General features: G+C 62.9%; 23 protein-coding genes. 14 read left to right on the forward strand and 9 right to left on the reverse strand.

Going from position 1 to position 22403, the window contains the following annotated elements:
* Positions 1–51: 51 nt before the first annotated feature.
* Together NKH41_RS07230 and NKH41_RS07235 are read right to left on the reverse strand one after the other, a co-directional pair.
* Positions 52–1200 (reverse strand): YcaO-like family protein, encoded by a 1149-nt coding sequence (locus NKH41_RS07230; RefSeq protein ID WP_352768757.1) that lies wholly within the window; start codon positions 1198–1200, stop codon positions 52–54.
* Positions 1200–4295: an ATP-binding protein gene (locus NKH41_RS07235; RefSeq protein WP_352768755.1), complete on the reverse strand. Its 3096-nt coding sequence runs from the start codon at positions 4293–4295 to the stop codon at positions 1200–1202. Before NKH41_RS07235 ends, NKH41_RS07230 begins: the two co-directional genes overlap by 1 nt.
* Before the next feature lie 572 nt (positions 4296–4867).
* Between NKH41_RS07235 and fabI the strand changes: the two genes are divergently transcribed.
* Both fabI and NKH41_RS07245 read left to right on the forward strand, forming a co-directional pair.
* The gene (gene fabI, locus NKH41_RS07240; RefSeq protein WP_352449903.1) at positions 4868–5689 is read left to right on the forward strand and encodes an enoyl-ACP reductase FabI; all 822 of its coding nucleotides are present in this window, start codon (positions 4868–4870) and stop codon (positions 5687–5689) included.
* 31 nt (positions 5690–5720) lie between these two features.
* The gene (locus NKH41_RS07245) at positions 5721–6308 is read left to right on the forward strand and encodes a histidine phosphatase family protein (RefSeq protein WP_352768753.1); all 588 of its coding nucleotides are present in this window, start codon (positions 5721–5723) and stop codon (positions 6306–6308) included.
* A 63-nt stretch (positions 6309–6371) separates the two neighbouring features.
* Here the strand turns inward: NKH41_RS07245 and NKH41_RS07250 are convergent, their stop codons facing one another.
* Entirely contained in the window at positions 6372–6635 is a 264-nt protein-coding gene (locus NKH41_RS07250) for a DUF1344 domain-containing protein (protein WP_352768750.1), read from the reverse strand.
* 275 nt (positions 6636–6910) lie between these two features.
* Here NKH41_RS07250 and aroC point away from each other — a divergent pair, with 275 nt between their 5' ends.
* Entirely contained in the window at positions 6911–8011 is a 1101-nt protein-coding gene (aroC, locus tag NKH41_RS07255; RefSeq protein ID WP_352768747.1) for a chorismate synthase, read from the forward strand.
* Between the two features lie 128 nt (positions 8012–8139).
* On the forward strand, positions 8140–9240 hold the full coding sequence (gene ribB, locus NKH41_RS07260; protein ID WP_352449900.1) for a 3,4-dihydroxy-2-butanone-4-phosphate synthase: 1101 nt from the start codon (positions 8140–8142) through the stop codon (positions 9238–9240).
* Between the two features lie 58 nt (positions 9241–9298).
* Here ribB and NKH41_RS07265 read toward each other — a convergent pair whose 3' ends face one another.
* On the reverse strand, positions 9299–10522 hold the full coding sequence (locus NKH41_RS07265) for an MFS transporter (RefSeq protein WP_352768745.1): 1224 nt from the start codon (positions 10520–10522) through the stop codon (positions 9299–9301).
* Positions 10523–10640: 118 nt separating this feature from the next.
* Between NKH41_RS07265 and NKH41_RS07270 the strand changes: the two genes are divergently transcribed.
* From NKH41_RS07270 to NKH41_RS07300, 7 genes are all read left to right on the forward strand, one after another.
* The gene (locus NKH41_RS07270) at positions 10641–11294 is read left to right on the forward strand and encodes a TetR/AcrR family transcriptional regulator (RefSeq protein ID WP_352768742.1); all 654 of its coding nucleotides are present in this window, start codon (positions 10641–10643) and stop codon (positions 11292–11294) included.
* Between the two features lie 133 nt (positions 11295–11427).
* A complete protein-coding gene (locus tag NKH41_RS07275) occupies positions 11428–12354 on the forward strand; it encodes a histone deacetylase family protein (RefSeq protein ID WP_352768694.1) in 927 nt (308 codons plus the stop codon).
* A gap of 3 nt (positions 12355–12357) precedes the next feature.
* Entirely contained in the window at positions 12358–12609 is a 252-nt protein-coding gene (locus tag NKH41_RS07280) for an exodeoxyribonuclease VII small subunit (RefSeq protein ID WP_031211056.1), read from the forward strand.
* A gap of 109 nt (positions 12610–12718) precedes the next feature.
* Positions 12719–12985, forward strand: a complete 267-nt coding sequence (locus NKH41_RS07285) for a DUF2277 domain-containing protein (protein WP_352768737.1) — start codon at positions 12719–12721, stop codon at positions 12983–12985.
* A 9-nt stretch (positions 12986–12994) separates the two neighbouring features.
* Positions 12995–13915: a pirin family protein gene (locus NKH41_RS07290; RefSeq protein WP_352540104.1), complete on the forward strand. Its 921-nt coding sequence runs from the start codon at positions 12995–12997 to the stop codon at positions 13913–13915.
* An 81-nt stretch (positions 13916–13996) separates the two neighbouring features.
* The gene (dxs, locus tag NKH41_RS07295) at positions 13997–15910 is read left to right on the forward strand and encodes a 1-deoxy-D-xylulose-5-phosphate synthase (protein WP_023674120.1); all 1914 of its coding nucleotides are present in this window, start codon (positions 13997–13999) and stop codon (positions 15908–15910) included.
* A 211-nt stretch (positions 15911–16121) separates the two neighbouring features.
* Positions 16122–16415 carry a hypothetical protein gene (locus tag NKH41_RS07300; RefSeq protein WP_352768735.1) on the forward strand — a complete coding sequence of 98 codons (294 nt, stop codon included), beginning with the start codon at positions 16122–16124 and terminating at the stop codon, positions 16413–16415.
* Between the two features lie 27 nt (positions 16416–16442).
* On the opposite strand, the gene NKH41_RS07305 is transcribed toward NKH41_RS07300, so the two are convergent.
* Entirely contained in the window at positions 16443–16844 is a 402-nt protein-coding gene (locus NKH41_RS07305) for a GFA family protein (protein WP_352449893.1), read from the reverse strand.
* A 163-nt stretch (positions 16845–17007) separates the two neighbouring features.
* On the opposite strand from NKH41_RS07305, the gene NKH41_RS07310 reads away from it, so the two are divergent.
* The 3 genes from NKH41_RS07310 to NKH41_RS07320 all read left to right on the forward strand — a co-directional run bounded on the left by NKH41_RS07310 (position 17008) and on the right by NKH41_RS07320 (position 19472).
* On the forward strand, positions 17008–17787 hold the full coding sequence (locus NKH41_RS07310) for a TlyA family RNA methyltransferase (RefSeq protein WP_352777531.1): 780 nt from the start codon (positions 17008–17010) through the stop codon (positions 17785–17787).
* Positions 17784–19025 carry a class I SAM-dependent RNA methyltransferase gene (locus NKH41_RS07315; protein ID WP_352768729.1) on the forward strand — a complete coding sequence of 414 codons (1242 nt, stop codon included), beginning with the start codon at positions 17784–17786 and terminating at the stop codon, positions 19023–19025. The genes NKH41_RS07310 and NKH41_RS07315 overlap by 4 nt, the downstream gene beginning before the upstream one ends.
* Before the next feature lie 75 nt (positions 19026–19100).
* A complete protein-coding gene (locus NKH41_RS07320) occupies positions 19101–19472 on the forward strand; it encodes an antitoxin Xre/MbcA/ParS toxin-binding domain-containing protein (RefSeq protein WP_352470658.1) in 372 nt (123 codons plus the stop codon).
* Positions 19473–19526: 54 nt separating this feature from the next.
* Here the strand turns inward: NKH41_RS07320 and NKH41_RS07325 are convergent, their stop codons facing one another.
* The 4 genes from NKH41_RS07325 to NKH41_RS07340 all read right to left on the reverse strand — a co-directional run bounded on the left by NKH41_RS07325 (position 19527) and on the right by NKH41_RS07340 (position 22395).
* A complete protein-coding gene (locus tag NKH41_RS07325; protein WP_352768727.1) occupies positions 19527–19916 on the reverse strand; it encodes a type II toxin-antitoxin system VapC family toxin in 390 nt (129 codons plus the stop codon).
* Positions 19903–20178 carry an AbrB/MazE/SpoVT family DNA-binding domain-containing protein gene (locus NKH41_RS07330; protein WP_352449889.1) on the reverse strand — a complete coding sequence of 92 codons (276 nt, stop codon included), beginning with the start codon at positions 20176–20178 and terminating at the stop codon, positions 19903–19905. Before NKH41_RS07330 ends, NKH41_RS07325 begins: the two co-directional genes overlap by 14 nt.
* A gap of 151 nt (positions 20179–20329) precedes the next feature.
* Complete coding sequence (gene tldD, locus NKH41_RS07335; protein WP_352501957.1) at positions 20330–21742, reverse strand: metalloprotease TldD; 1413 nt, start codon at positions 21740–21742, stop codon at positions 20330–20332.
* A gap of 128 nt (positions 21743–21870) precedes the next feature.
* Positions 21871–22395: an invasion associated locus B family protein gene (locus NKH41_RS07340; protein WP_352449887.1), complete on the reverse strand. Its 525-nt coding sequence runs from the start codon at positions 22393–22395 to the stop codon at positions 21871–21873.
* Positions 22396–22403 lie beyond the last annotated feature (8 nt).

A 22403-nucleotide genomic window follows, 5' to 3' on the forward strand; every position in this document is an offset into this window, starting at 1 on the left:
TCTGGATGCGATAGCGTGGGGCCGGTGAAAACGAGCCGAGGTCGCATCCGGTCACTCCACTAAAGGGTACAATTGCGGGATAACTATCCTGACGGACGACAGTCGGTTCCAAGGGCTGGTGTTGAGGCGGATCAGATACGCTGCGCTGATTCCGCTTTCCTCCAGTCTTGCGAGAAGGCTGCCACGCAAGGTCTGCCCGCTCGCCGCTCGACAGGCAGGCTGGCGGGCGAAGCTCACGTCCTTGCGGCCGCCGGTGATCAGCTGGCGGTGCGCCTCGATAAGCTGCCAGTCGGGATATTTCGGATAAGACGCCCGGGTCATGTCGTCACGCGCACCCGAGATCGCCGCAAGCCGCGCCTGCGCCGCCTCATGGATCGCTTGGACGGCAGCTGCCGCCGGATCGAATGCAGCGGCCGAGCCGTCGGCTGGCAGATGGAGCAATGCCGTCTCGCGAGGATTGCTCTCCATCAGATGGCACCAAATCACAGGCAGGCCAACAGGCGACGGCGCTAGCCAAAGGCCGACGATCATGTCCTTTCGTGCAAGTTCATCCAATAGGGCCAAGACCCTTGCGTCATCTATGGTCGCTGGATCGATTCGCTGGTGTTGCAGAAAACCATGCGTCTTGAGAGCGCGGGCGATCGCATCGCGTTCGACGCATTCCAATATGCCGTGTGTGATGGCGTCTGCTTCATCAAGCGCGGCCGCCAGTCCGGTTGTCGTTGGCGTGAAAATTCCGTCACGGGGGCTGGGCGGTACGAGATAGGCCGTGTGCACCAATTCCAGCGGAACGAAGTCGCGGCCGCCGCCCAGCAGGTTCTCCGCCTCCACCCAAGCGATTTCTCGGCCGCGCCAATTAGCAGGTGCGGACTCTCGCAGCCACGTCTCAAATCGCCCGTAGGGTATTCCGAGTAACTTGGCCGAAGCGTAAGCTGCATCAAGATGTTCGATGCGCTCGGCGAAAAAGCTCTCAGCGGATTCCAAAATGGCCGATATCCCAGCGCGAGCCAGGCTGGCACCCTTTCCCTGGGCGACCGCGTTTGAAAACGAGAACGGCCTCGTTGCCTGCACGACCGGGATACCGACACGGTCCAGGCCGGTAATGTCCGCAATACGGGTGATGCCCAACGCTTGTCGCATCGACATCAGATAGGTCAGCGCTTCGTCTGCCGGAGGACCAACGCGCTCATATTGTTCCACTATCGACTGGCCCGCAGTTCCGGCTCAGGGTTGACGATCAGCGGTTCGCCGGGCTCAACCGACTTCCTTGCCGCTTCGACACGATCGTTGTAGCTCCGAAGCAGTACGGGCGAGAGATTTGACGCGCTGAGCGTCTCATAGGCCGCGATGAGGATAGGCACGGCATTTTGCTCGGCTGCGGTATTGAGGCTCTTCTCAAGGGCATCTGCCACCCGGCCAGTTGCCGCCCTGTCAAGAACGAGAAGTTGTGCAATTCGCCGGTGTAGTTCCGCCAGCCAATATCGGCTGCCACCTGCCTCGGCCTGCGCCACCGCCGAATGAAGCAGGGCAAGCGCGTGACTGATCTCACCCGAGCGGGCGAGAAGTTCCGCCAGCATGCCGCAATAGACGGGCTCGTCCTCGGGTGTCTGCACTTGTCCATGCAGGCCGAGGGCCTCACGCATCTTGTCCTTGCCCCGCTCGAGTTGGCCGGCGTTGCCATCGCACCAGCCCTCGAAGATTTGTGCCGAGACGACTAGCGAAGGCAGGTGATGAAGCGCGGTCAGCTGTCGCAGATCCTCAATCACGTCACGCAACGAAGCGAAGTCGCGGCGATAGCAACTCAGCATCGCGCCGTTGATACAGGCATGCGCGATGCTGCTGACATGGCCAGTCTGCTGAGCCCAGCGGCGGGCCTCCGACATGGAGCGGAGAGCGCTCGTTGCACGTCCCGAGAACCACAGCGACAATGCACGATGCGCCAAGCCGCACACGCGCGCGTCGTGCCCCCCAAAACGCGTGGCATTCGCGTGCCCCTGGCCCACGTCATAGTGCGGCAAGCCAGCATCAATCGCGGCTATGCATCCACCATGGTCTCCGCGATTGAAATCGACTGCCCACAAGCAGTGCCTAGCCTGAAGCTGAACCTCGGGGTCGTTAACCTCCTTTAGATCACTGACGACGGCCTGCGCCCGCTCGCCATCAACGACCGAACCCGTGAACCACCAACCCCAATAGATCGGGAACCACTTGGCGCGCTCCGCTATCGGCCGACGCCGTGCGATATTTACGCCTTCGTCATAGAGCCTGCGGGCGTGCTCGGAATTTGGCCCCTCGACGGCGGTCAGTATCGGCCCGAGCGCCACCATCGCCGAGAGCCGCAGCGCATCCCGTTTGTCATGATCAGAAACATGCCCGCAAAGCGCAATAGCATGCTCGAGCAGCTGCCTCGCCTCAGCCATGGCCGAGCGGGACGAGCTTTCCATGCCGGCATTGACGAACTCGCCGATCGCTTCGTCAAGCAGGCCGCCTCGCTCAGCATGATCGGCAAGAGCTGCCGTTGTTAGCCAGCCAACGAGGCTGCGGTTGCCACTAGCCACCGCATAAAGACGCTGATGCAGGGTCTGGCGCCGTTTCCGCAGTGTTCCATTATAGATCGTCTCTTGGATAAGCGCATGCCGAAACGCGTACACTGTTGCCGCTGCGTGCCTGGCGCGTACGAAGCCTGCCTCAGCCAGAGCATCGAGCGCCGCAGAGATTGTGCCCGGGTCAAATTCCGGCAAGAGCGCCGACAGCAAGTCCAGGCTGAATCTGTTGCCGGCGACGGCGGCCGCGCGCGCCACCTCGCGGGCGCGGCCGAGAGGCTCCAGCCGGGCGTCCAACACTGTCTCCAGCACCGCCGCGCGGCCGAGCGAAACGCCCTGTGGCAGCTGCTCAGTACCGCTAGCGGCATTCTCCGCCACCCATTGGCAAACCTCCTCGATGAACAGGGGTACACCGCCGGTGACGCGCTCGACCAACTCTATCAGCTCAGGCGCGGGCGCTCGCTTGCCTTGAGGCCACATCGTCGCGATTGCCCGCAATGTGTCGGCATGCTCAAGGGGAGCGAGCAGGACATGCTTGCTATTTTCGTCCAGCCAGTCGCCAGATCCCGGCCTCGTCGTTGCGATCAAGAGCACCGGGGAACTAGGAACCAGCTTTGCAAGTTCACCCAGCAGTTGCTTCGACGTAAGGTCGATCCAGTGAATATCTTCAACGATCAAGATCACTGGGCCACTGGCGCACGTTGCTTGTAACGCATGGCGCGCAGCCCAACCGGCCTTCTCTCGGATCACTTCCGGATCCATCTCATGGAAACCGGACCTCGCGCCTTCCACGCCGAGCAGAAAAGAAAAGATGTCGACGACTTCGGCGTCGTGAATGTCATATGCTGCGAGCACCTCGGCTACAAGTGCAGGGGTGAGTGCACGCTCGCCGTCGTCGAAATTGCCCAGCATCGCCTGCCGCAGTGGATACAGCGTCGAACGCGAGTCGCCTGGCATACATTGGAAGAGGAGCAACCTGTTGCGTTGGAAGCGCGTTCGCCGGCGCACCTCGTGTAGGATGCGCGACTTGCCAATGCCGGCGTCGCCCTCGATCACTACGACTTGGCCACGTCCCGAAACGGCCTCATTCCAACATTCGTGGATCAGCTCGGCCTCATCCGTACGGTCGATCAAAGGGCTGGTGAGGCGTCCGAATGCGGAGAAACGGTCTACTCCCCGCTTGTGACTCAGCGCCTGCCAGACCTGCTCGGGTTGCGCGAAGCCTTTGATGACGTGAGAACCGCAGAAGCTAAATACGTGTGAGCGCCGTGCCAGATTGCGCGTCTCGTTGCACACGACGACGGTATCCGGCCGGGCGATTGCCTGCAGCCTGGTTGCCAGCGCAAATGCAGGGCCGGTTACCGTGTCCTGCGCTACAGCGGTATGCCCCTTCAGGATTAGCGTCATTGAGGTCGCCACGCCAACCCTTACATGCAGGTCGCTCCTCCCTTTCTCCGCGGCAAGGAGCTTGCACGCCCTGACGATCTCAAGTCCCGCGCTGATCGTCAGCGACGCCGCATCCTTTGCACCCAGATCGACTGGGAACACGGCGACACCGCCGTCGCCGACCTCGACCCTCACGGTTCCGGAGCACGATACGATTGCTTTCTTGGCGGCCATTTGAAACGCCAAGATAAGTTCCTCAAAATCTTCGATGCCGAGCAGGCCGAGCAGCTCGGTGGAGCCGACGAGATCATAGCAAAGGGCGGTTAGTACGCGCCGCTCGTGACGGGCCTCGACGCCGTCGTCCATCAACTCCCTGCCGATCGGAAGGCGCGAGCCAGTCCCCGCCTTCGGAACATCAACTCGGCTCTTATGCGACATGTCACCCTCGCTGACAGAGCATACTATCAAAAGTATGACAGAGCACAAATTACTGAGCGGCGATCGCCGGAACGTGCGACGGCTGCTCAGGACCTCTCGCCTGTGGGTTGGCGGACTCAACGTCAAATTTTTGTCCAAAGGCAGACATTCGACGGCCTAAGCCAGACGTCCGCTCCCGGCGCACCGCAAAGCGGTCGTCCACGGCCCAAAGTATGGAAGTCGGCTCGGGGTCATGAGCGTGACTTCGGCCGCTGGCCAACGAACTTCCGCCAAAGGGTCCTCTTCCGCCGTGCCACACGGACACCCAGTGTCGGATTTTCCCACCGGCCCATGACTGCAAGGTCAAAGCGCTACAGCGTCCTTTGCACGTCCAAAGGACGCGCGGCGCTGTTGAGCAAACGCTTTTGTCCCCCGAACTGTCCGCTTTGAACGCTTGAAGGGGCACTGTGGCTGTGCGATAGGCACTCCACAAAGCAGAGAACCTTTCGGAGAGCGCTGACATGGCGGGTGGACGGGGCCTTATGGCCGGCAAGCGCGGCCTTATCCTTGGCATCGCCAACAATCGCTCGATCGCTTACGGCATCGCCAAGGCCTGTGTCGACCATGGCGCCGAGATCGCGCTGACCTATCAGGGCGAGGCGTTCAAGAAACGCGTCGAGCCGCTCGCGGCGGAACTGGGCGCGCATGTCGCCGGCCATTGCGACGTGACCGACCCGGCCAGCCTCGATGCGGTGTTCGAAAATGTCAGCAAGCACTGGGGTGGCAAGCTCGATTTCCTCGTCCACGCAATCGCCTTTTCCGACAAGGACGAACTGACCGGCCGCTATGTCGAGACGACGCGCGACAATTTCCTGCGCACCATGGATATTTCGGTCTATTCCTTCACCACCATCGCCAAACGTGCCGAGGCGCTGATGACCGACGGCGGCTCGCTGCTCACGCTGACCTATTACGGTGCGGAAAAGGTGATGCCGCACTATAACGTCATGGGTGTCGCCAAGGCGGCACTCGAAGCCAGCGTGCGCTATCTGGCCGTCGACCTCGGCGCCAAGAAGATCCGTGTCAACGCGATCTCCGCCGGCCCAATCAAGACGCTTGCCGCATCCGGCATCGGCGATTTCCGCTATATCCTGAAATGGAACGAATACAATTCGCCGTTGAAGCAGACGGTCACGCAGGAGGAGGTCGGCGATTCCGGCGTCTATTTCCTGTCCGACCTTTCGCGCGGCGTCACCGGCGAGATCCATCATGTCGATTCCGGCTATCATGTCGTCGGCATGAAGGCGGTCGACGCGCCGGATATTTCGACGGTCAAGGACTGACGCCACCGCCTGACCTCTTCCGGAAGACCTGATGTACCCGCTCGTCTATATCGTGCGCCACGGCCAGACGGCGTGGAACGCCGAGGCCCGGCTGCAGGGGCAGGCCGATACCGACCTCAACGAGCTCGGCCGCGAGCAGGCTAGCCGCAACGGGCGCAGGCTGGCCGAACTCATCGACAAGCCCGAAGATTTCGATTTTGTCGCCAGCCCGATGCGGCGCACGCGCGAGACGATGGAGCGCCTGCGCGCGGCGATGAAGCTCGATCCGCACGCCTATCGCACCGAGCCGCTGCTCGTGGAATTGAGCTTTGGCGACTGGCAGGGTTTCACCTTTGCCGAACTCGAGGCGAACAATCCCGGTTCGACCAGGCGCCGCCGCCTCGATAAATGGAACTTCCAGCCGCCCGGCGAGGGCGCCGAAAGCTACCAGATGCTGTTCGAACGGGTGAAGCCGTGGTTCGACGCGCTCGATCGCCAGACGGTCTGCGTGACCCATGGTGGCATCATGCGCGTAATGTTCCGCTTGGTACTGGGGATGTCCGAACAAGATGCGGTCAGCATGGAAGTGCCGCAGGATCGCGTGCTCAGACTGGACGGCCGGCGCCTGGAGTGGCTCTGAGACCGATGACCTAGCGTATGTTGAGATCAGGTCGGGCCGGCATCAGCTGAATATCGACGCGTCCTACTCGGTCGATCCGGTGTCCGGCAATTCCATGTCGGTGACGACGTTCTCGCCATTGGTCACGTCGTAGGCGAGGACGATGTCCATGCCTGGCTTCAGCGCATCGAGGTCGGTTTCGGCGTTCAGCCTGTAGGACTTGCCGTCGTCCAGCGTCAGCGTCAGCGCATCCTTGTCGACCTTCTTGATCAGGCCTTCGGTCTGGCCGGCGAAGGCGGCGGTGGAAATCAACAGCGTGGCGGCAACAGCGCCAATCAGGATACGCATCATCGTCCTCTTTAATCATTGCCGGTACAGCGGCTCGGTCCAACGGAACGGAACTGAGCAGAAACCAATCGAATGTGTCAAAACTAAATCCGCGGGATCACAGTTTGACCACTGTGGAAAACGCCAATAGAAGGCAGGCGACAGTGTCGCGCGTCCTCCTGGACGCGCAAGGGACGCTGTAGCACTTTTGATTTTGTGCATGATCCTTTCCGAAAATCGCTCCGATTTTCGGGCTCATGCGCTGAGCCGGCTCCGACGCCGGCAGGGCTGGTTCCATGTCGCACAACACGTTCGGCCATCTTTTCCGCGTCACCACCTGGGGCGAAAGCCACGGGCCGGCGCTGGGCTGCGTCGTCGACGGCTGTCCGCCAGGCATCCGCTTCACTCGCGACGAAATCCAGGCCGAACTCGACAAGCGCCGCCCGGGCCAGTCACGTTTTGTAACGCAGCGTCGCGAACCTGACGAGGTCAAGGTCCTGTCCGGCTTCATCCTCGACGAGGACGGTGAGACGATGATCACCACCGGCACGCCGGTGTCGATGCTGATCGACAATGTCGACCAGCGCTCCAAAGATTATGGCGACATCGCCCGTCAGTTCCGGCCGGGCCATGCCGATTACACTTACGAGGTCAAATACGGCCTGCGCGATTACCGCGGCGGCGGCCGCTCCTCGGCGCGTGAGACAGCGGCGCGGGTGGCGGCCGGGGCGCTTGCCCGCAAGGTCGTGCCCGGCATGGTGGTGCGCGGCGCGCTGGTGTCGATGGGCGATAAATCGATCGATCGCGCCAATTGGAACTGGAATTTCATCGGCGACGCCGAAAACCCGTTCTTCACGCCTGATCCGGCGTCCGTCGCCGTCTTCACCAAATATCTGGACGGCATCCGCAAGGCGGGCTCCTCGGTCGGTGCGGTCATCGAGATCGTCGCCGACGGCGTTCCGGCGGGGCTTGGCGCGCCGATCTATGCCAAGCTCGACCAGGACATCGCCGCCGGCCTGATGTCGATCAACGCCGTCAAGGGCGTCGAGATCGGCAACGGTTTCGAGGCCGCCCGCATCACCGGCGAGGAGAATGCCGATGAGATGCGCATGGGCAATGACGGCAAGCCGGTCTTCCTGTCCAACAATGCCGGCGGTATCCTCGGCGGCATCTCGACCGGCCAGGCGATCGTCGCGCGTTTCGCCGTCAAGCCGACCTCGTCGATCCTGACGCCGCGAAAGTCGATCGACAAGGACGGTAACGACGTCGAGATCATGACCAAGGGCCGGCACGATCCATGCGTCGGCATCCGCGCAGTACCGATCGGCGAGGCGATGGTTGCCTGCGCCATTGCCGATCATTATCTGCGTCATCGGGGACAAACGGGAAGGGAGTAGGGGAGTAAGGGAGTAGGGCAGTAGGGGAGTAGGTTACGCAGCTCCCACGACAGCATTTTTTCCTTTTCCCTACTCCCGTACTGCCCTACTCCCTTACTCCCCTGTTCCCGCGAGCGAAGCGAGCACTTATGCCTTACGACCAGAAGAAGATCGTCGAAGCCCTGCGCGCCTTCGAGCGCGGCGAGATCGTCGTCGTCATGGACGATGACGGCCGCGAGAACGAGGGCGACCTGATCGTCGCCGCCGTCCATTGCACGCCGGAAAAGATGGCGTTCATCGTCCGCAACACGTCGGGCATCGTCTGCACGCCGATGCCGCGCGAGGAAGCAAAGCGGCTCAACCTCTCGCCGATGGTGGCCGACAATGATTCCGCCCACACCACTGCCTTCACCGTCAGCGTCGACTTCAAGCACGGCACCACGACCGGCATTTCGGCCGACGACCGCACGCTGACGGTGCGCAATCTGGCCAACGGCAATGTCGGCGCCTCCGATTTCGTCCGCCCCGGCCACATCTTTCCGCTGATCGCGCGTGAAGGCGGCGTGCTGATGCGTTCGGGCCATACCGAAGCCGCTGTCGACCTCTGCAAGCTCGCCGGCCTGCCGCCGGTCGGCGTCATTTCCGAGCTGGTCAACGATGACGGCACCGTTATGCGTGGCCCGCAGGTGCAGGCCTTCGCCGAAAAGCACGGGTTGAAGCAGATCTCGGTTGCCGACCTTATTGGCTACCGGCAACGCAAGGAAACGCTGGTCGAGCGCGTCGCCTGTTCCGACATCGAGACGCCGGGCGGCAAGGCGCAGGTCTTCACCTACACGCTGCCCTGGGATTCCATGCATCACGTGGCGGTCGTCTTCGGCGATATCCGCGACGGCGTCGAGGTGCCGGTGCGCCTTCATTCCGAGGACGTGGTCAGCGACGTCTTCGGCACCAGCCACAGGCTGGACGCCATCATGAAGGCAATGGGCGAGCGCCAGCGCGGCGTCATCGTCTATCTGCGCGAAGGCTCGGTCGGCGTCGCCCATCAGGAGCGCAAGCGCCCGGCTGCCGGCGACCGCGAGGACCATGAAGAGGCTCGTCGCCGCGAAAACGAATGGCGCGAGATCGGCCTCGGCGCGCAAATCCTCAAGGATCTCGGCATTTCCTCGATCAATCTGATCGCCTCGCGCGAGCGCCATTATGTCGGCCTCGAAGGTTTTGGCATCCACATCGCCAAGACCGAGATTCTTTAGGCCATGCTCACGGTGCTGGTATGCGTCCGGCCCCGGCTCGGGCCGGACGCACCGGAAACTATTCCGCAGCGACCGCGGCTGCGTCGCATGCAGCTATGTCGCAGTCCGGCGCGGCAAGGCTGCGCTGGCCGGCGAGCACGATGACCAGCGCGATTGTGCCCGATGCCACCGATACCCAGAACCCGTTCTGCGCGCCGAAAGCGTCCACCACCCAGCCGGCGGCGAACGAGCCGAGCGCCATGCCGATGCCGATGCCGGTCATCACCCAGGTCACGCCTTCGGTCAGCACCGCCTCGGGCACGCGCCGCTCGATCAGGCCGAATGCTGTGATGAAGGTCGGCGAGATTGCCACGCCGCTGACGAAGACGGCCAGTGCCAGCAGCGGCACGGTGTCGGCGACGAGCAGCGGCAGCGTGGTAAGCGCAATGATGGCGATTGCGATGGCAAGCTGAATCTGCAGCGGCACTTTCAGGTTCAGGGCGCCGATGATGATGCCGACGACGAACGATCCGAGCGCGTAGACGCCGATGACGAAGCTGGCGGCGCCCGGCTGGGCAAGCTCCTTGGTGATCGCCACGGTGCTCACCTCCGTGGTGGCAAAGGTCGCGCCGATGAAGATCAGGGCCAAGGTGATGATCTGGACCGGCCGCAGGCGGATTGCCGAGCCGCCTGAACCATGTTCCACCGGTCGGGCTCGCGGTTCGGTCGAGCGCTGCAGGATGAAGGCCGTCGAACCGAAGGCGAGGAACAATGTGCTCGCGAGCACTCCCGCTTCCGGGAAAAGCGCGACGCTCAGCCCTACCGACAGCGATGCGCCGGCGATGTACACCAGTTCGTCCGCCGCCGACTCGAAGGCGAACGCCGTGTTCAACTCGGGGCGGTTGCGAAAAATCTCGGTCCAGCGTGCGCGCACCATTGCCGGTATGCTGGGCATGACGGCGGCGAGCAGCGCCGAGACGAATAGCGTCCATATCGGCCAATGCTGATTGGCCGCTGCAATCAGGATCGCAAAAGCGAGCGTGGAAATCATGGTGGTCGGCACCACAATCCGCGTCTGGCCGAGCCGGTCCACCAGTCGCGATACCTGCGGGGCGACGAAAGCGTTGGCCAGCGCATATGTCGCGGAGACGGCACCGGCCAGCCAGTATTCGCCATCGGTCTGCGACAGCATCGCGACGATCCCGATCGGAGCCATGGCCATCGGCAGCCGGGCAACGAAGCCGGCGGCGGCAAAGCCCTTGGCGCCCGGCGCGCGAAAGATCTGGGAATAGGGATTTTGCATGGTCTGGCTCCTCGACAACGGCCGGTTCGGCGATTACATACGTGGCGTATGAGTTTAAATAGATCATACGCGGCGTATGTCAATTGGCATACGAGACGTATGGTAATAGGGCCAGAGCATGCATAGACCACGCAAGGAGATGATTGCCCAAACCCGCGCCAAGCTGATCGGGGCGGCGCGCCAGGCCTTCGGCACGCTCGGCTATGCCGAAGCCTCGATGGATGATTTCACGGCATCGGCCGGGCTGACGCGCGGTGCGCTCTATCATCACTTCGGCGACAAGAAGGGCCTGCTCCAGGCGGTCATTGCCGAGATCGATGCCGAAATGTCGGCCCGGCTGAAGGTCGTTTCGGCCAAGCCGGACAATCTCTGGCAGGGCTTTGTCGACGAATGCACCGCTTATATCGAGATGGCGCTGGAGCCGGAGATCCAGCGTATCGTGCTTCGCGACGGGCCGGCGGTGCTCGGCGATCCATCGCAATGGCCAAGCCAGAGCACATGCATCCGCTCGATGACAGAGAGCCTGCAAAGACTGAGCGACGAGGGGACAATTCTCGCCGTCGATCCCGAAGCCGCGGCAAGGCTGGTCAGCGGCGCCTCGTTGCATGGGGCGCAGTGGATCGCAAATTCGAACGATCCCGAAGCGACGTCGAAGAAGGCAGTGAAGGCGTTCAAGGTTCTTCTGGAAGGGCTGCTCAATCGCACCGGCAAGCTGCCTAAGCCTGATCGATCGTCAGCGAAGCAGCCCCAGATTGACCGATCACCGGCCTGAGGTCATTCTTTTCGCCGATCCCAGGCGGCTCGCGGTGGGCTCAGCCGACGCCGGTTGCCTAAACCCTGTTGAACATCGCCTCACCAGCGCGCGAAAACATGGCCAAAGCGGCGAGGCGCGCCTATATCGGGGCATGGTCACGAGACTTTACACCCACCCGGTTTTCCTCGAGCACATAACACCGCCCGGTCATCCGGAGCGGCCGGACCGTTTGCGCGCCATAGAGCGTGTGCTTGACGACGAGGCGTTCGCGGCGCTCGATCGCGTCCAGGCGCCGGAAGGCAACGAGGCAACCATCCTCTACGCACATCCGCCCGAATTCGTCGAACGGGTCCGTGCAGCGATACCGGACACCGGCATCGCCCGTATCGATGCCGACACCACCGCCAGCCCGAAGAGCTGGCAGGCGGCCGTGACCGCGATCGGCGCAGCCAACGCCGCGGTCGACGACGTCTTCACCGGCCGTGCCGAAAACGTCTTCGTCGCCGCACGGCCGCCCGGCCATCATGCCGAAAAGACCACCTCCATGGGTTTTTGCCTGTTCAACACCGCCGCGATCGCGGCACGCTACGCGCAGAAGAACCATGGCGCCGACCGTGTCGCCGTCGTCGACTGGGATGTACATCACGGCAACGGCACGCAGGACATTTTCTGGGACGATCCATCGGTGCTCTATTGCTCGACACACCAGATGCCGCTTTACCCGGGAACCGGGGCTGTGAGCGAAACCGGCGCCGGCAACATCGTCAACGCGCCGCTGGCGCCGCAGAGCGGCAGCGATAGTTTTCGCGACGCCTTTCTGTCACGCATCCTGCCGGCGCTCGACAATTTTGCGCCCGATCTCATCATCATCTCCGCCGGTTTCGATGCCCACCACCGCGATCCGCTGGCCGAGATCAACCTGACTGAGGATGATTTCGACTGGGCGACCGGCCAGTTGCTCGAACGAGCCGGGCGCCATAGCCGCAACCGGCTCGTCAGCGTGCTCGAGGGCGGCTACGATCTGCAGGGATTGGCATTTTCAGTCGCCGCCCATGTCGGGCGGCTGATGAAGGGATAGATGATGGCTGGTGAGACCAACGAGGACGTCAAGGCGATGAGCTTCGAGCAGGCGCTCGAGGCGCTGGAGAGGATCGTCGACGATCTGGAGCGCGGCGACGTTCCGCTCGACCAGTCGATCCGCATCTACGAGCGCGGCGAGGCGCTGAAGGCGCATTGCGATCGGCTGCTGAAGGCGGCCGAGGACAAGGTCGAGAAAATCAGGCTGTCGCGTGACGGCAAGCCGGTGGGGACAGAGCCGTTGGACGCGGATTGAGGCGCGGCGTCGAACGACAATTTTGCTTACCGGCTTTGGACATCATCACGATTGAGGGTAAAACTCATCCCGTTTGAAACGGCTCCAGGATGAGAGGAGATTGCGAAGGATGTGCAGAAACATCAAGACCCTGTTCAATTTCGATCCGCCGGCAACCAATGACGAGGTCCGCGATGCCGCACTTCAGTTTGTCCGCAAGCTGAGCGGAACGACGCGGCCGTCGAAACAGAACCAGCATGCGTTCGACCATGCCGTCGAGGCCATTGCCGCCTCGGCGCGCGAATTGCTCGACAGCCTCGAGACGACGCAGCATCCGCGCAATCGCGAAGAGGTGACGGCCAAGGCGAAGGCCAAATCCGCACTTCGCTTCGCCTGAGGGGACCGCGTGAGCTTCTTTCCCGGAAACGATCCGCAGATGGGCGATGCCTTCGCCAGCGATCAGATCGAGCTGATGGTCATTCCGAATGCCAAGGACATCGGCGGATTTCAGGTTCGCCGCGCCTTGCCGACGGCCAGGCGCCGGCTGGTCGGACCTTTCATCTTCTTCGACCGCATGGGTCCAGCCGTTCTGCGAGCGGGCCAGGCGCTCGACGTGCGTCCGCACCCACATATCGGCCTGTCTACGGTGACTTACCTGTTCGACGGCAAGATCAGGCACCGCGATTCGCTCGGCACCGAGATGGTAATCCAGCCCGGCGATGTGAATTTGATGACCGCCGGCCGTGGCATCGTCCATTCGGAGCGCACGCCGGAAGAACTGCGCGGCGCGCCGATGTCGGTTTCCGGGCTGCAGACATGGCTGGCGCTGCCGGACGGCAAGGAGGAGGTCGCGCCGGTCTTCGAGAACACCGCAGCCCTGCGCCTGCCCGAAGTCGAGGCCGAGGGGGTCAGCGGCCGTGTGATCATCGGTGCGTTTTCCGGACTGCGCTCCCCGGTCGCCACCGCTTCGGACACGCTTTATGCCGATCTCAGGCTGGCGCCGGGTGCCAGCGTGAAAATCCCGGCCGATGCCGAGGAGCGCGCCATCTATACGCTGGAAGGCGAGGTTTCGATATCCGGTGACCGCTTCCCGGCCGAGCGGCTGCTGGTCTTCCGGCCCGGCGACGAAATCGTTGTCTCATCGGAACGCGGCGCCCATTTCATGCTGTTTGGCGGCGCCTCGCTCGGTTCGAAACGCTATATCTGGTGGAATTTCGTATCGTCCTCAAAGGAACGCATCGAGCAGGCGAAAGAAGAATGGAAGACAGGCCGCTTCGATATCGTTCCTGGAGACGAGCAAGAGTTCATCCCGCTGCCCGAAAGCTGATGCGCGTTACCGCCACATTTACATTCGCCGGCCAGCGGCATATTTCACGATGAACAGAAAATCTGACCAGGCTCGCAAACAGTGAACGCAAAGCCCGATACGCCGCTTCTCGACAAGGTCCGCGTCCCAGCCGATTTGCGCACGCTTGCCGAAGGCGACCTGCCGCAGCTTGCGTCAGAGCTTCGCGCCGAACTGATCGACGTCGTTTCCCACACCGGCGGCCATCTCGGCGCCGGCCTTGGCGTGGTCGAGTTGACCGTCGCGCTGCACTACGTCTTTAACACGCCGGACGACCGGCTGATCTGGGACGTCGGCCACCAGGCCTATCCGCACAAGATCCTGACCGGCCGTCGCGACCGCATCCGCACGCTGCGCCAGGAGGGCGGCCTGTCCGGCTTCACCCGTCGCGTCGAGAGCGAATACGATCCGTTCGGCGCAGCCCACTCCTCGACCTCGATTTCAGCCGGCCTCGGCATGGCGATGGCGCGCGATCTGTCCGATGGCCGCAACAATGTCATTGCCGTCATCGGCGACGGCGCCATGTCGGCCGGCATGGCCTATGAGGCGATGAACAATGCCGGCGCGCTCGATGCCCGGCTGATCGTCATCTTGAACGACAACGATATGTCGATCGCTCCGCCGACCGGCGCAATGAGCGCCTATCTGGCCCGTCTGGCGTCGGGCAAGACCTATCTAGGCTTGCGCGATTTCGGCAAGAAGCTGACGTCGTATCTCGGCGAGCGCGCCGATCGCGCCATCAAGCGAGCGGTCGAGCATGCGCGCGGTTACGTCACCGGCGGCACGTTGTTTGAGGAAATGGGGTTCTACCACATCGGCCCGATCGACGGTCACAACCTCGAGCACCTGATCCCGGTGCTGAAGAACGTCCGCGACAATGCCGACGGCCCGGTGCTGATCCACGTCGTGACCCAGAAGGGCAAGGGCTACGCCCCGGCCGAGGCAGCGGCCGACAAATATCATGGCGTCAACAAATTCGACGTCATCACCGGCGCCCAGGCCAAGGCGCCCGCCAATGCGCCGAGCTACACCAAGGTGTTTGCCGAAAGCCTGATCCAGGAGGCCCGAGAGGACGACCGCATCGTCGCCATCACCGCCGCCATGCCGAACGGCACCGGGCTTGACCTGTTCGGCGAAGCGTTTCCGGCGAGGACCTTCGATGTCGGCATTGCCGAGCAGCATGCGGTGACCTTCGCCGCCGGCCTTGCCACGGAAGGCTTCAAGCCTTTCGCGGCGATCTACTCGACCTTTCTGCAGCGCGCCTACGACCAGGTCGTCCACGACGTGGCGATCCAGAAATTGCCGGTGCGCTTTCCGATCGACCGCGCCGGCTTCGTCGGCGCCGATGGTGCCACCCATTGCGGCGCCTTCGACACGACCTTCCTGGCGACGCTGCCCGGTTTCGTCGTCATGGCCGCGGCCGATGAGGCCGAGCTGCGCCACATGGTACGCACCGCTGCAAGCTACGATGACGGCCCGATCGCCTTTCGCTACCCGCGCGGCAACGGCGTTGGTGTCGAGATGCCGCAACGCGGCTCGGTATTGGAGATCGGCAAGGGCCGGATCGTCAGGGAAGGCACCAAGGTTGCGCTGCTTTCCTTCGGCACCAGGCTGCAGGATTGCCTGGCCGCGGCCGAGGAGCTTGGCGCGGCCGGGCTTTCGACCACGGTCGCCGATGCCCGTTTTGCCAAGCCGCTCGACGAGGACCTGATCCGGCGGCTGGCCCGTTCACACGAGATACTGGTGACGGTGGAAGAGGGCGCGGTCGGCGGCTTCGCCAGCCATGTGCTGCAGTTCCTGGCCCATGAAGGGCTGCTGGAGAGCGGCCTGAAGGTGCGCCCGCTGGTGCTGCCCGACACATTTGTCGACCATGCCAAGCCGGAAAAGATGTATGCCGATGCCGGGCTGGACAGCGCCGGCATCGTGCGCACCGTGTTCGTGGCGCTGGGGCATACCGCGCAGGCCCAGCGCGCCTAGTTTTTAGACGCATTTCCCGCGACGCCGAAGCGATTCAACTTGGCTGCAAGATGCTAGCCTGAATCAATATCTCAATTGCTTGAATCAAATTGCCGGCGAACAGTCGTAACCTGCTGTTTACGCTGCCGTTTGGCGATTTGCTTACCGTGTCCTTTGGCCGTTCTTCAACGCTGCCCTGCTAGAAGGCAACCAGGCAGGGGAAAGAAGACCAATGAGATCGCTTTTGGGCGGCATCGCGCTTGCGGCCATCTTCGCCGCGTCGGCCGGGGCCGAAACGCGCTACGACCGCAAACTCGAAGAGGCGGTGATGGGCATCGTCGCCGGCAAGATCGGCGAGATCCGTGGCGGCTTTTCCTACAAGCAGGCGCCGCAATTTGTCGTCATGCCAGATACCTCACCGAAGGCGTCAATTTCCGTTGACCGGCCGCGCATACAGGTCTCCGGCGACAGCAGCGACGGTCTGACGCCGGCCGTCGAACGGCGGGTTTCGCGGACCATATTCTAAAGCATGATCCCGAAGAGACTCTAGAAACTAGAACCACATATCCCGCACACAGCGACCATCTCTCGGCAAATCCTCGAATGCATCGAGACCATCGAAATGGTCGATCGGGAGATCGGCGACGGCCTCGGGCGGCGCAAGCCTCACATTGACGGCGATGCGGTAGCGCCCAGCCGCATCGGGATGCAAACCGCGCCAGGCCAGGACGCAAGCGCAGGTTGGGCAGAAGAGAATCTCAAGCGAAGGATGAGCCTTTCCGACGCGCCGATAGGCGCTTACGGGCCCGGCAAGGCGGATGCGTTCGTCGACATGGTCATAAGCCCAGAGCGTGCCGTAGCGACGGCAAAGTGTGCAATTGCAGGCAGTGATCGAACCGGGATCGCCCTCCAGGGTCCAGTGGGCTGCGCCGCAGTGGCAGGTTCCCGTCAGCATGTTTCCTCCTCCACGTTTCGACGGCTAAACGGCATCTCTTTCTTAGCATTGCGTCGGATCTCGTGCGAGGCTCGACAAACAGCGCAGCGGCTTGATGCGCTCACCCGCCTTGTCTGATCGCCAAATTCCTTGCCATCATCGTTGGCTTTCGCCATGAAGGCCGATGACTTCCCTTCCGCCAGCCAGCATACGCCAGCGGCTCGACGAATTGCTCGTCCAGCGCGGTCTGTTTGCCAGCCGCTCGCGTGCCCGCGACGCGGTCGAGCGCGGCACCGTGACGGTCGATGGCATCGTCGCCCTCAAGCCGGGCCAGGCCGTTCTGCCTGAGTGCAATATTGTCGTTGACGATCCGGCGCAGGGTTACGTGTCGCGCGCCGCACTGAAGCTGAAGGCTGGTCTCGACCATTTCGCCCTCGACCCCACCGGCAGCGAAGCGCTCGATGTCGGCGCCTCGACCGGCGGCTTCACGCAGGTGCTGCTCGAACGCGGCGCGGCGCATGTCACGGCGATCGATGTCGGGCACGGCCAGATGCACTCCGACATCGCCGGCGATCCGCGCGTGACGGTAATTGAAGGCCTGAATGCGCGCGAACTGTCGGCCGCCGATCTCGGCGGCCGTGTGCCGGATTTCATCGTGTCGGATGTCAGCTTCATATCGCTGAAACTGGCGCTGCCGCCGGCGCTTGCCTTGGCCAGGAATAGCGCAAAAGCTGTGTTTCTGGTCAAGCCGCAATTCGAGGCCGGCCGCGAGGCGATCGGCAAGGGCGGCCTGCTGAAGGACCCCTATGATGCGGCGCGCATTGCCGGCCTGATGCAGGACTGGCTCGATGCCATTCCCGGCTGGCGCTCGCTGGGGCTTCATCTGTCACCGATAGAGGGCGGCGACGGCAACCGCGAGTTCCTGCTCGGCGGCATCAAGGACGTCGAGACCCAGAAGCGATGAGCACCCGTTTCACGATCGCGAGGTTGGGCTCGCAGGGCGACGGCATCGCCGAGACGGAAACCGGCGAGGTTTTCATTCCGTTCGCGCTGCCGGGAGAGGTGGTCACCGCCGCGCGGGAGAAAGATCGCGCCACCTTGATGTCGGTCGTTGAGGCTTCGCCGTTGCGGGTCGATCCGCCGTGCCGGCATTTCGGCGCATGCGGCGGCTGCGCCGTCCAGCATCTCGAGACTGAAGCCTATCACCGGTGGAAGCGCGAAAAGGTCGTGCATGCGCTGAAGAGCAAGGGCATCGCTTGCGATGTCGGGGCGCTGGTGCCGTGCGCGCCGCACACGCGCCGCCGCGTCGTCTTCACCGCCCGGCGGAGTGAGGCGGGAATGCAGTTCGGCTTCGTTCGCGCGCTGTCATCCGAGATCATCTCGATCGAGGAATGCCCGATCTCGGCGCCGCAGATCGTCGCTGCGCTCGATCGCTTGAAAGCCCTCGCTGGGCTGATCTGCACCACGACCAAATCGTTCCATGTGGCTGTGACGGTGACCGGTTCCGGCCTCGATGTCGCGGTTCAGGATTCCGGCAAGCTCGGCGAGAACCAGCGCCGCGTCGCTTCCAACTTCGTCATCGCCGAGGGGCTAGCCAGGCTGTCGGTCGACGGCGAGGTCATTATCGAACCAAACAAACCGGTCGTCCTGTTTGGTGGCGTCGCCGTCGCAGTGCCTCCGGGCGCTTTCCTGCAGGCGACCGAGGCTGCCGAACAGGCGATGGCCAACATTGTCGGCCAGCATTTCGCGCGCGCCAAAAAGGTCGCCGATCTCTTCGCCGGCTGCGGCAGCTTCGCGCTGCGCCTGGCCGCAAGATCGGAGGTTCATGCGGTGGAAGGCGATGCGGCAGCACTCGCGGCGCTCGACCGGGCATTCCGTTTCGCCAGCGGCCTGAAGCGGGTGACCGGCGAACGTCGCGACCTGTTCCGGAGGCCGCTCACATTCAAGGAGTTGAATGCCTTTGACGGCGTTGTCTTCGACCCGCCTCGCGCCGGCGCCGAGGACCAGTCGAAGCAGATCGCGCGCTGCGACGTGCCGCTCGTCGCCGCGGTGTCTTGCAATCCGGTAACGCTGGCGCGGGACCTACGCATCCTCATGGACGGCGGCTACGCCCTGAAGAGAGTGACGCCGATCGACCAGTTCCTGTGGTCGCCGCATGTCGAGGCCGTGGCGCTGTTGGAGAAGCCGAGACGAAGGCGCTAGCAGCCAGGGCCTGAAACGCGCACCAAAAAAGCACATTTTTAGCGCACGTCGTTCAGACCGTGCTAGGGAATTGCCATGAGCACCGCAGCCTTCGAAATTTCGCCATCGTGCTTCGGCGAGGAGCGGGCGCCGTTTCTCTCGCCAAGGCGGGTCGCTGAACTGCTAGGGGTCAATACGACAGAACTGGCGGGGCTGACCGGTCTCGCGCGCAACACGCTTGCCGCCGAGTCCGGTGCGCGCAAGGTCGACGCCGCATTGAGTCCCATCGTCCGTATCCTGGCGATGGCCGGCGAGATGGCCGGTGATGAACATCGTGCGGCGATCTGGTTCAAGCATCAGCCGATCCCCGGTTGGGCCGGAAAGACCGCCTACGATCTGGTTCGCGAAGGCAAGACGGACAAGGTGCTTGCCTATCTGGAGGCAGTCCGCTCCGGCATCTATGCCTGAAACCAGGCTGACCCTGTGGCGCGCTTTTGTGCCGCGCTGGGCCGCTGTGAGCTGCTATGCTTCTTGCACGCGTTCGTATCCGGCCGCCTTCGCGGCCCTGACGAACTTGCGGTCAAAAGTCGCGAAGCCAGCGCAGTGAGCGGACTTGCCCAGATGCAGCGCATCAGCGAAATCCAACCCCTGTTCCGAGAGGTCGAGCGCGGACGACACGACCGCCCCGTCTTCCACCTCTACCGTGGGAAGCCCGCTAAACATCCGTAGCGTACGGGCGATTTCAAGCGGCGCAAAACCGTAGGCGCTGCGCAACACCCATTCGACTTCCAGCATCACCGTGACGGCGACAAAGACCGGCTGGCTATCGATCAGCGCCCGGGCGCGGGAAGACTGCGACGGGTGATCGCCCGTCAGGTAGCGGACGATCAGGTTGGTATCAATTGCGAGCATGGCGCCGCCGCGCTTCGGCGAGCACGCCCGCGTCCATTTCCTCCAACGTCTTCGGCCTGCCACTATAGCGCAGCGATCCAAACACGTCCTCTGGCCGTGTCTCGGCGAAGACTGGCGCAGGCTTCAGTAGCACGCCCTCCGGGGTATCCTCGACCAGAAGGCGTGTGCCGGCATGCCATTCCCTCCGTTTCCGGATCGCGCTGGGCAGGATGACCTGTCCCTTGGTCGAGACCGTAGTTACGAGCTTCTTTGCGGCAGCCATCTGCGTACGTCCTTAGGTGTAAGACGAATGTAAGATAGTCGAAGCTCTCCGCAAATTCAAGGCGCAAGCTACTCCTACTTAAAGCGATGACAAGGCAGTGGGCGGCGGGGATCGGTTGTTCCGGAGCGGCGATAATTCGGCGTCAACTCCATCAAACCCTGGTGCCGCCGACTGTCATCTGGTTCATCCTGAGATGCGGCTGGCCGACGCCGACCGGCACGCCCTGTCCGGCCTTGCCACACATGCCGATGCCGGTGTCGAGCTTCATGTCGTTGCCGATCATCGCCACACGATGCATGGCATCCGGCCCGTTGCCGATCAGCATGGCGCCCTTGATCGGTTGCGTCACCTTGCCGTTCTCGATCATGTAGGCTTCGGTGCAGCCGAACACGAACTTGCCCGAAGTGATGTCAACCTGGCCGCCACCGAACGACACGGCATAGATGCCGTTCTTGACCGAGGCGATGATCTCGTCCGGCTCCATGTCGCCCGCTGTCATGTAGGTGTTGGTCATGCGCGGCATAGGCTCGTGCGCGTAACCTTGGCGTCGCCCGTTGCCGGTGGCTTTCATGCCCATCAGCCGGGCGTTCTGGCGGTCCTGCATGTAGCCGACCAGCTTGCCATCGTCGATCAGCACGTTATGGGCCGATGGCGTGCCCTCATCGTCGACGGTAAGCGAGCCACGCCGCTCGGGCAGGGTGCCGTCATCAACGACGGTGACGCCTTTCGCTGCCACCTGCTGGCCAAGCAGGCCGGCAAAGGCCGACGTCTTCTTGCGGTTGAAGTCGCCTTCCAGCCCGTGGCCGACGGCCTCGTGCAACATGACGCCCGGCCAGCCGCTCGACAGCACGATGTCGAAAGTGCCGGCAGGTGCTGGAACCGCTTCGAGATTGACCAGCGCTTGCCGCAATGCCTCCTTGGCCGCGTGCCGCCAGCTGTCCTCGATCAGGAATTCACCAAAATCCTTGCGGCCTCCCATGCCGTAGGAGCCGCTCTCCTGGCGGTCGCCGTCGCCGACCACCACCGACACGTTGATCCTGACCAGCGGACGGATGTCGCGCACCATCTGGCCGTCGGCGCGCATGATCTCGACATGCTGCCAGGAGGCGGCGAGCGACGCCGTCACCTGCCTGACGCGCGGATCCTCGGCCCGCAGCCATGCATCGATTTCCTGAAGCAGCTTGGCCTTGGCCTCGAAGGAAGGCGAGGGGATAGGGTTTCCGTCGCCGTAGAGGTGGCGGTTGGTGCGGGCAGGCGCTGCGGCAAGCGTGCCGGAATAGCCGCTCTTCACCGTCGAAACGGCATCGGCGGCGCGCAGCAGCGAGGCTTCGGAGAGATCGCTGGAATGGGCGTAGCCGCTGGCTTCGCCGGCGACGGCGCGCAGGCCGAAACCCTGGTCGGTGTTGAAATTCGCGGTCTTCAGCTTGCCATTGTCGAACATCAGCGATTCGCTTTCGCTATATTCGAGAAACAGTTCGCCGTCGTCGGCGCCGTTAATAGTCTCGGCAACGATTTGCTTGATGCGATCGTCGGAAATGTCAAATTGGCCGATCAGGCTGTTCATGGCAGGTCCATTCGCAGGAGGATTGTTTCCCACGATGTAGGCGCGAAGGCCCGCACAGACAATCTGAAATGAGATTTGCCGTGACCTCGGCCGGTCAACATCACTGGATCGTCTTACAAGACCCAGTCTCAAGGCAGGGCGGCAAAGCCGTCGGCGAAACCCTTGAGGTCGACGGGAATGCCGATGCCCTCTTCCGGCGTCTGGAAGACGATGAAGGTGGCGGACGTACCGGTCTTCAGCGTGTCGAGCAGCGGCTTTTCCAGGATGACCTCGGCATAGCAGCCGTCCTGGAAACAGCGCACGAAATAGGCGCGGCCGATATCCTTGCCGTCGACATTGAGGCCGAGGCCGTTCGGCAACAGCACGCCGAGCGGCGCCAGCACACGCAGGATTTCGGCCTTGTTGTCGGCTGTGCGCAGCACGACGACGGAAAGACCCATTTCCGGACGGTCCTCGGCGACGACGTTCTGCATCATCACGCATTGTTCGGATGTAGCACCGGCGGGCGTATCGCAGATGATCGACCACGCCCCATGCGTTGACTTCACCGTGCCGCTTGGCTGCGCGGCATTGGCCAGGCCGGCGCCGGACAAGCCTATTGCGGCGGCAACAAAGATGACCTTCGCCAAGGTTCTCGAAAGCCAAGGGTTCATGACGGCTC

It is taken from the genome of Mesorhizobium sp. M1169 (assembly GCF_040318345.1).
Classification (GTDB): domain Bacteria; phylum Pseudomonadota; class Alphaproteobacteria; order Rhizobiales; family Rhizobiaceae; genus Mesorhizobium.

Excerpts from the sequence above, each read along its gene's own strand:
- NKH41_RS07235 (WP_352768755.1), bottom strand. The coding sequence starts at position 4,295 with ATGGACGACGGCGTCGAGGCCCGTCACGAGCGGCGCGTACTAACCGCC.
- fabI (WP_352449903.1), top strand. The coding sequence starts at position 4,868 with ATGGCGGGTGGACGGGGCCTTATGGCCGGCAAGCGCGGCCTTATCCTT.
- NKH41_RS07245 (WP_352768753.1), top strand. The coding sequence starts at position 5,721 with ATGTACCCGCTCGTCTATATCGTGCGCCACGGCCAGACGGCGTGGAAC.
- NKH41_RS07250 (WP_352768750.1), bottom strand. The coding sequence starts at position 6,635 with ATGCGTATCCTGATTGGCGCTGTTGCCGCCACGCTGTTGATTTCCACC.
- aroC (WP_352768747.1), top strand. The coding sequence starts at position 6,911 with ATGTCGCACAACACGTTCGGCCATCTTTTCCGCGTCACCACCTGGGGC.
- ribB (WP_352449900.1), top strand. The coding sequence starts at position 8,140 with ATGCCTTACGACCAGAAGAAGATCGTCGAAGCCCTGCGCGCCTTCGAG.
- NKH41_RS07265 (WP_352768745.1), bottom strand. The coding sequence starts at position 10,522 with ATGCAAAATCCCTATTCCCAGATCTTTCGCGCGCCGGGCGCCAAGGGC.
- NKH41_RS07270 (WP_352768742.1), top strand. The coding sequence starts at position 10,641 with ATGCATAGACCACGCAAGGAGATGATTGCCCAAACCCGCGCCAAGCTG.
- NKH41_RS07275 (WP_352768694.1), top strand. The coding sequence starts at position 11,428 with ATGGTCACGAGACTTTACACCCACCCGGTTTTCCTCGAGCACATAACA.
- NKH41_RS07280 (WP_031211056.1), top strand. The coding sequence starts at position 12,358 with ATGGCTGGTGAGACCAACGAGGACGTCAAGGCGATGAGCTTCGAGCAG.
- NKH41_RS07285 (WP_352768737.1), top strand. The coding sequence starts at position 12,719 with ATGTGCAGAAACATCAAGACCCTGTTCAATTTCGATCCGCCGGCAACC.
- NKH41_RS07300 (WP_352768735.1), top strand. The coding sequence starts at position 16,122 with ATGAGATCGCTTTTGGGCGGCATCGCGCTTGCGGCCATCTTCGCCGCG.
- NKH41_RS07305 (WP_352449893.1), bottom strand. The coding sequence starts at position 16,844 with ATGCTGACGGGAACCTGCCACTGCGGCGCAGCCCACTGGACCCTGGAG.
- NKH41_RS07310 (WP_352777531.1), top strand. The coding sequence starts at position 17,008 with ATGACTTCCCTTCCGCCAGCCAGCATACGCCAGCGGCTCGACGAATTG.
- NKH41_RS07315 (WP_352768729.1), top strand. The coding sequence starts at position 17,784 with ATGAGCACCCGTTTCACGATCGCGAGGTTGGGCTCGCAGGGCGACGGC.
- NKH41_RS07320 (WP_352470658.1), top strand. The coding sequence starts at position 19,101 with ATGAGCACCGCAGCCTTCGAAATTTCGCCATCGTGCTTCGGCGAGGAG.
- NKH41_RS07325 (WP_352768727.1), bottom strand. The coding sequence starts at position 19,916 with ATGCTCGCAATTGATACCAACCTGATCGTCCGCTACCTGACGGGCGAT.
- NKH41_RS07330 (WP_352449889.1), bottom strand. The coding sequence starts at position 20,178 with ATGGCTGCCGCAAAGAAGCTCGTAACTACGGTCTCGACCAAGGGACAG.
- tldD (WP_352501957.1), bottom strand. The coding sequence starts at position 21,742 with ATGAACAGCCTGATCGGCCAATTTGACATTTCCGACGATCGCATCAAG.
- NKH41_RS07340 (WP_352449887.1), bottom strand. The coding sequence starts at position 22,395 with ATGAACCCTTGGCTTTCGAGAACCTTGGCGAAGGTCATCTTTGTTGCC.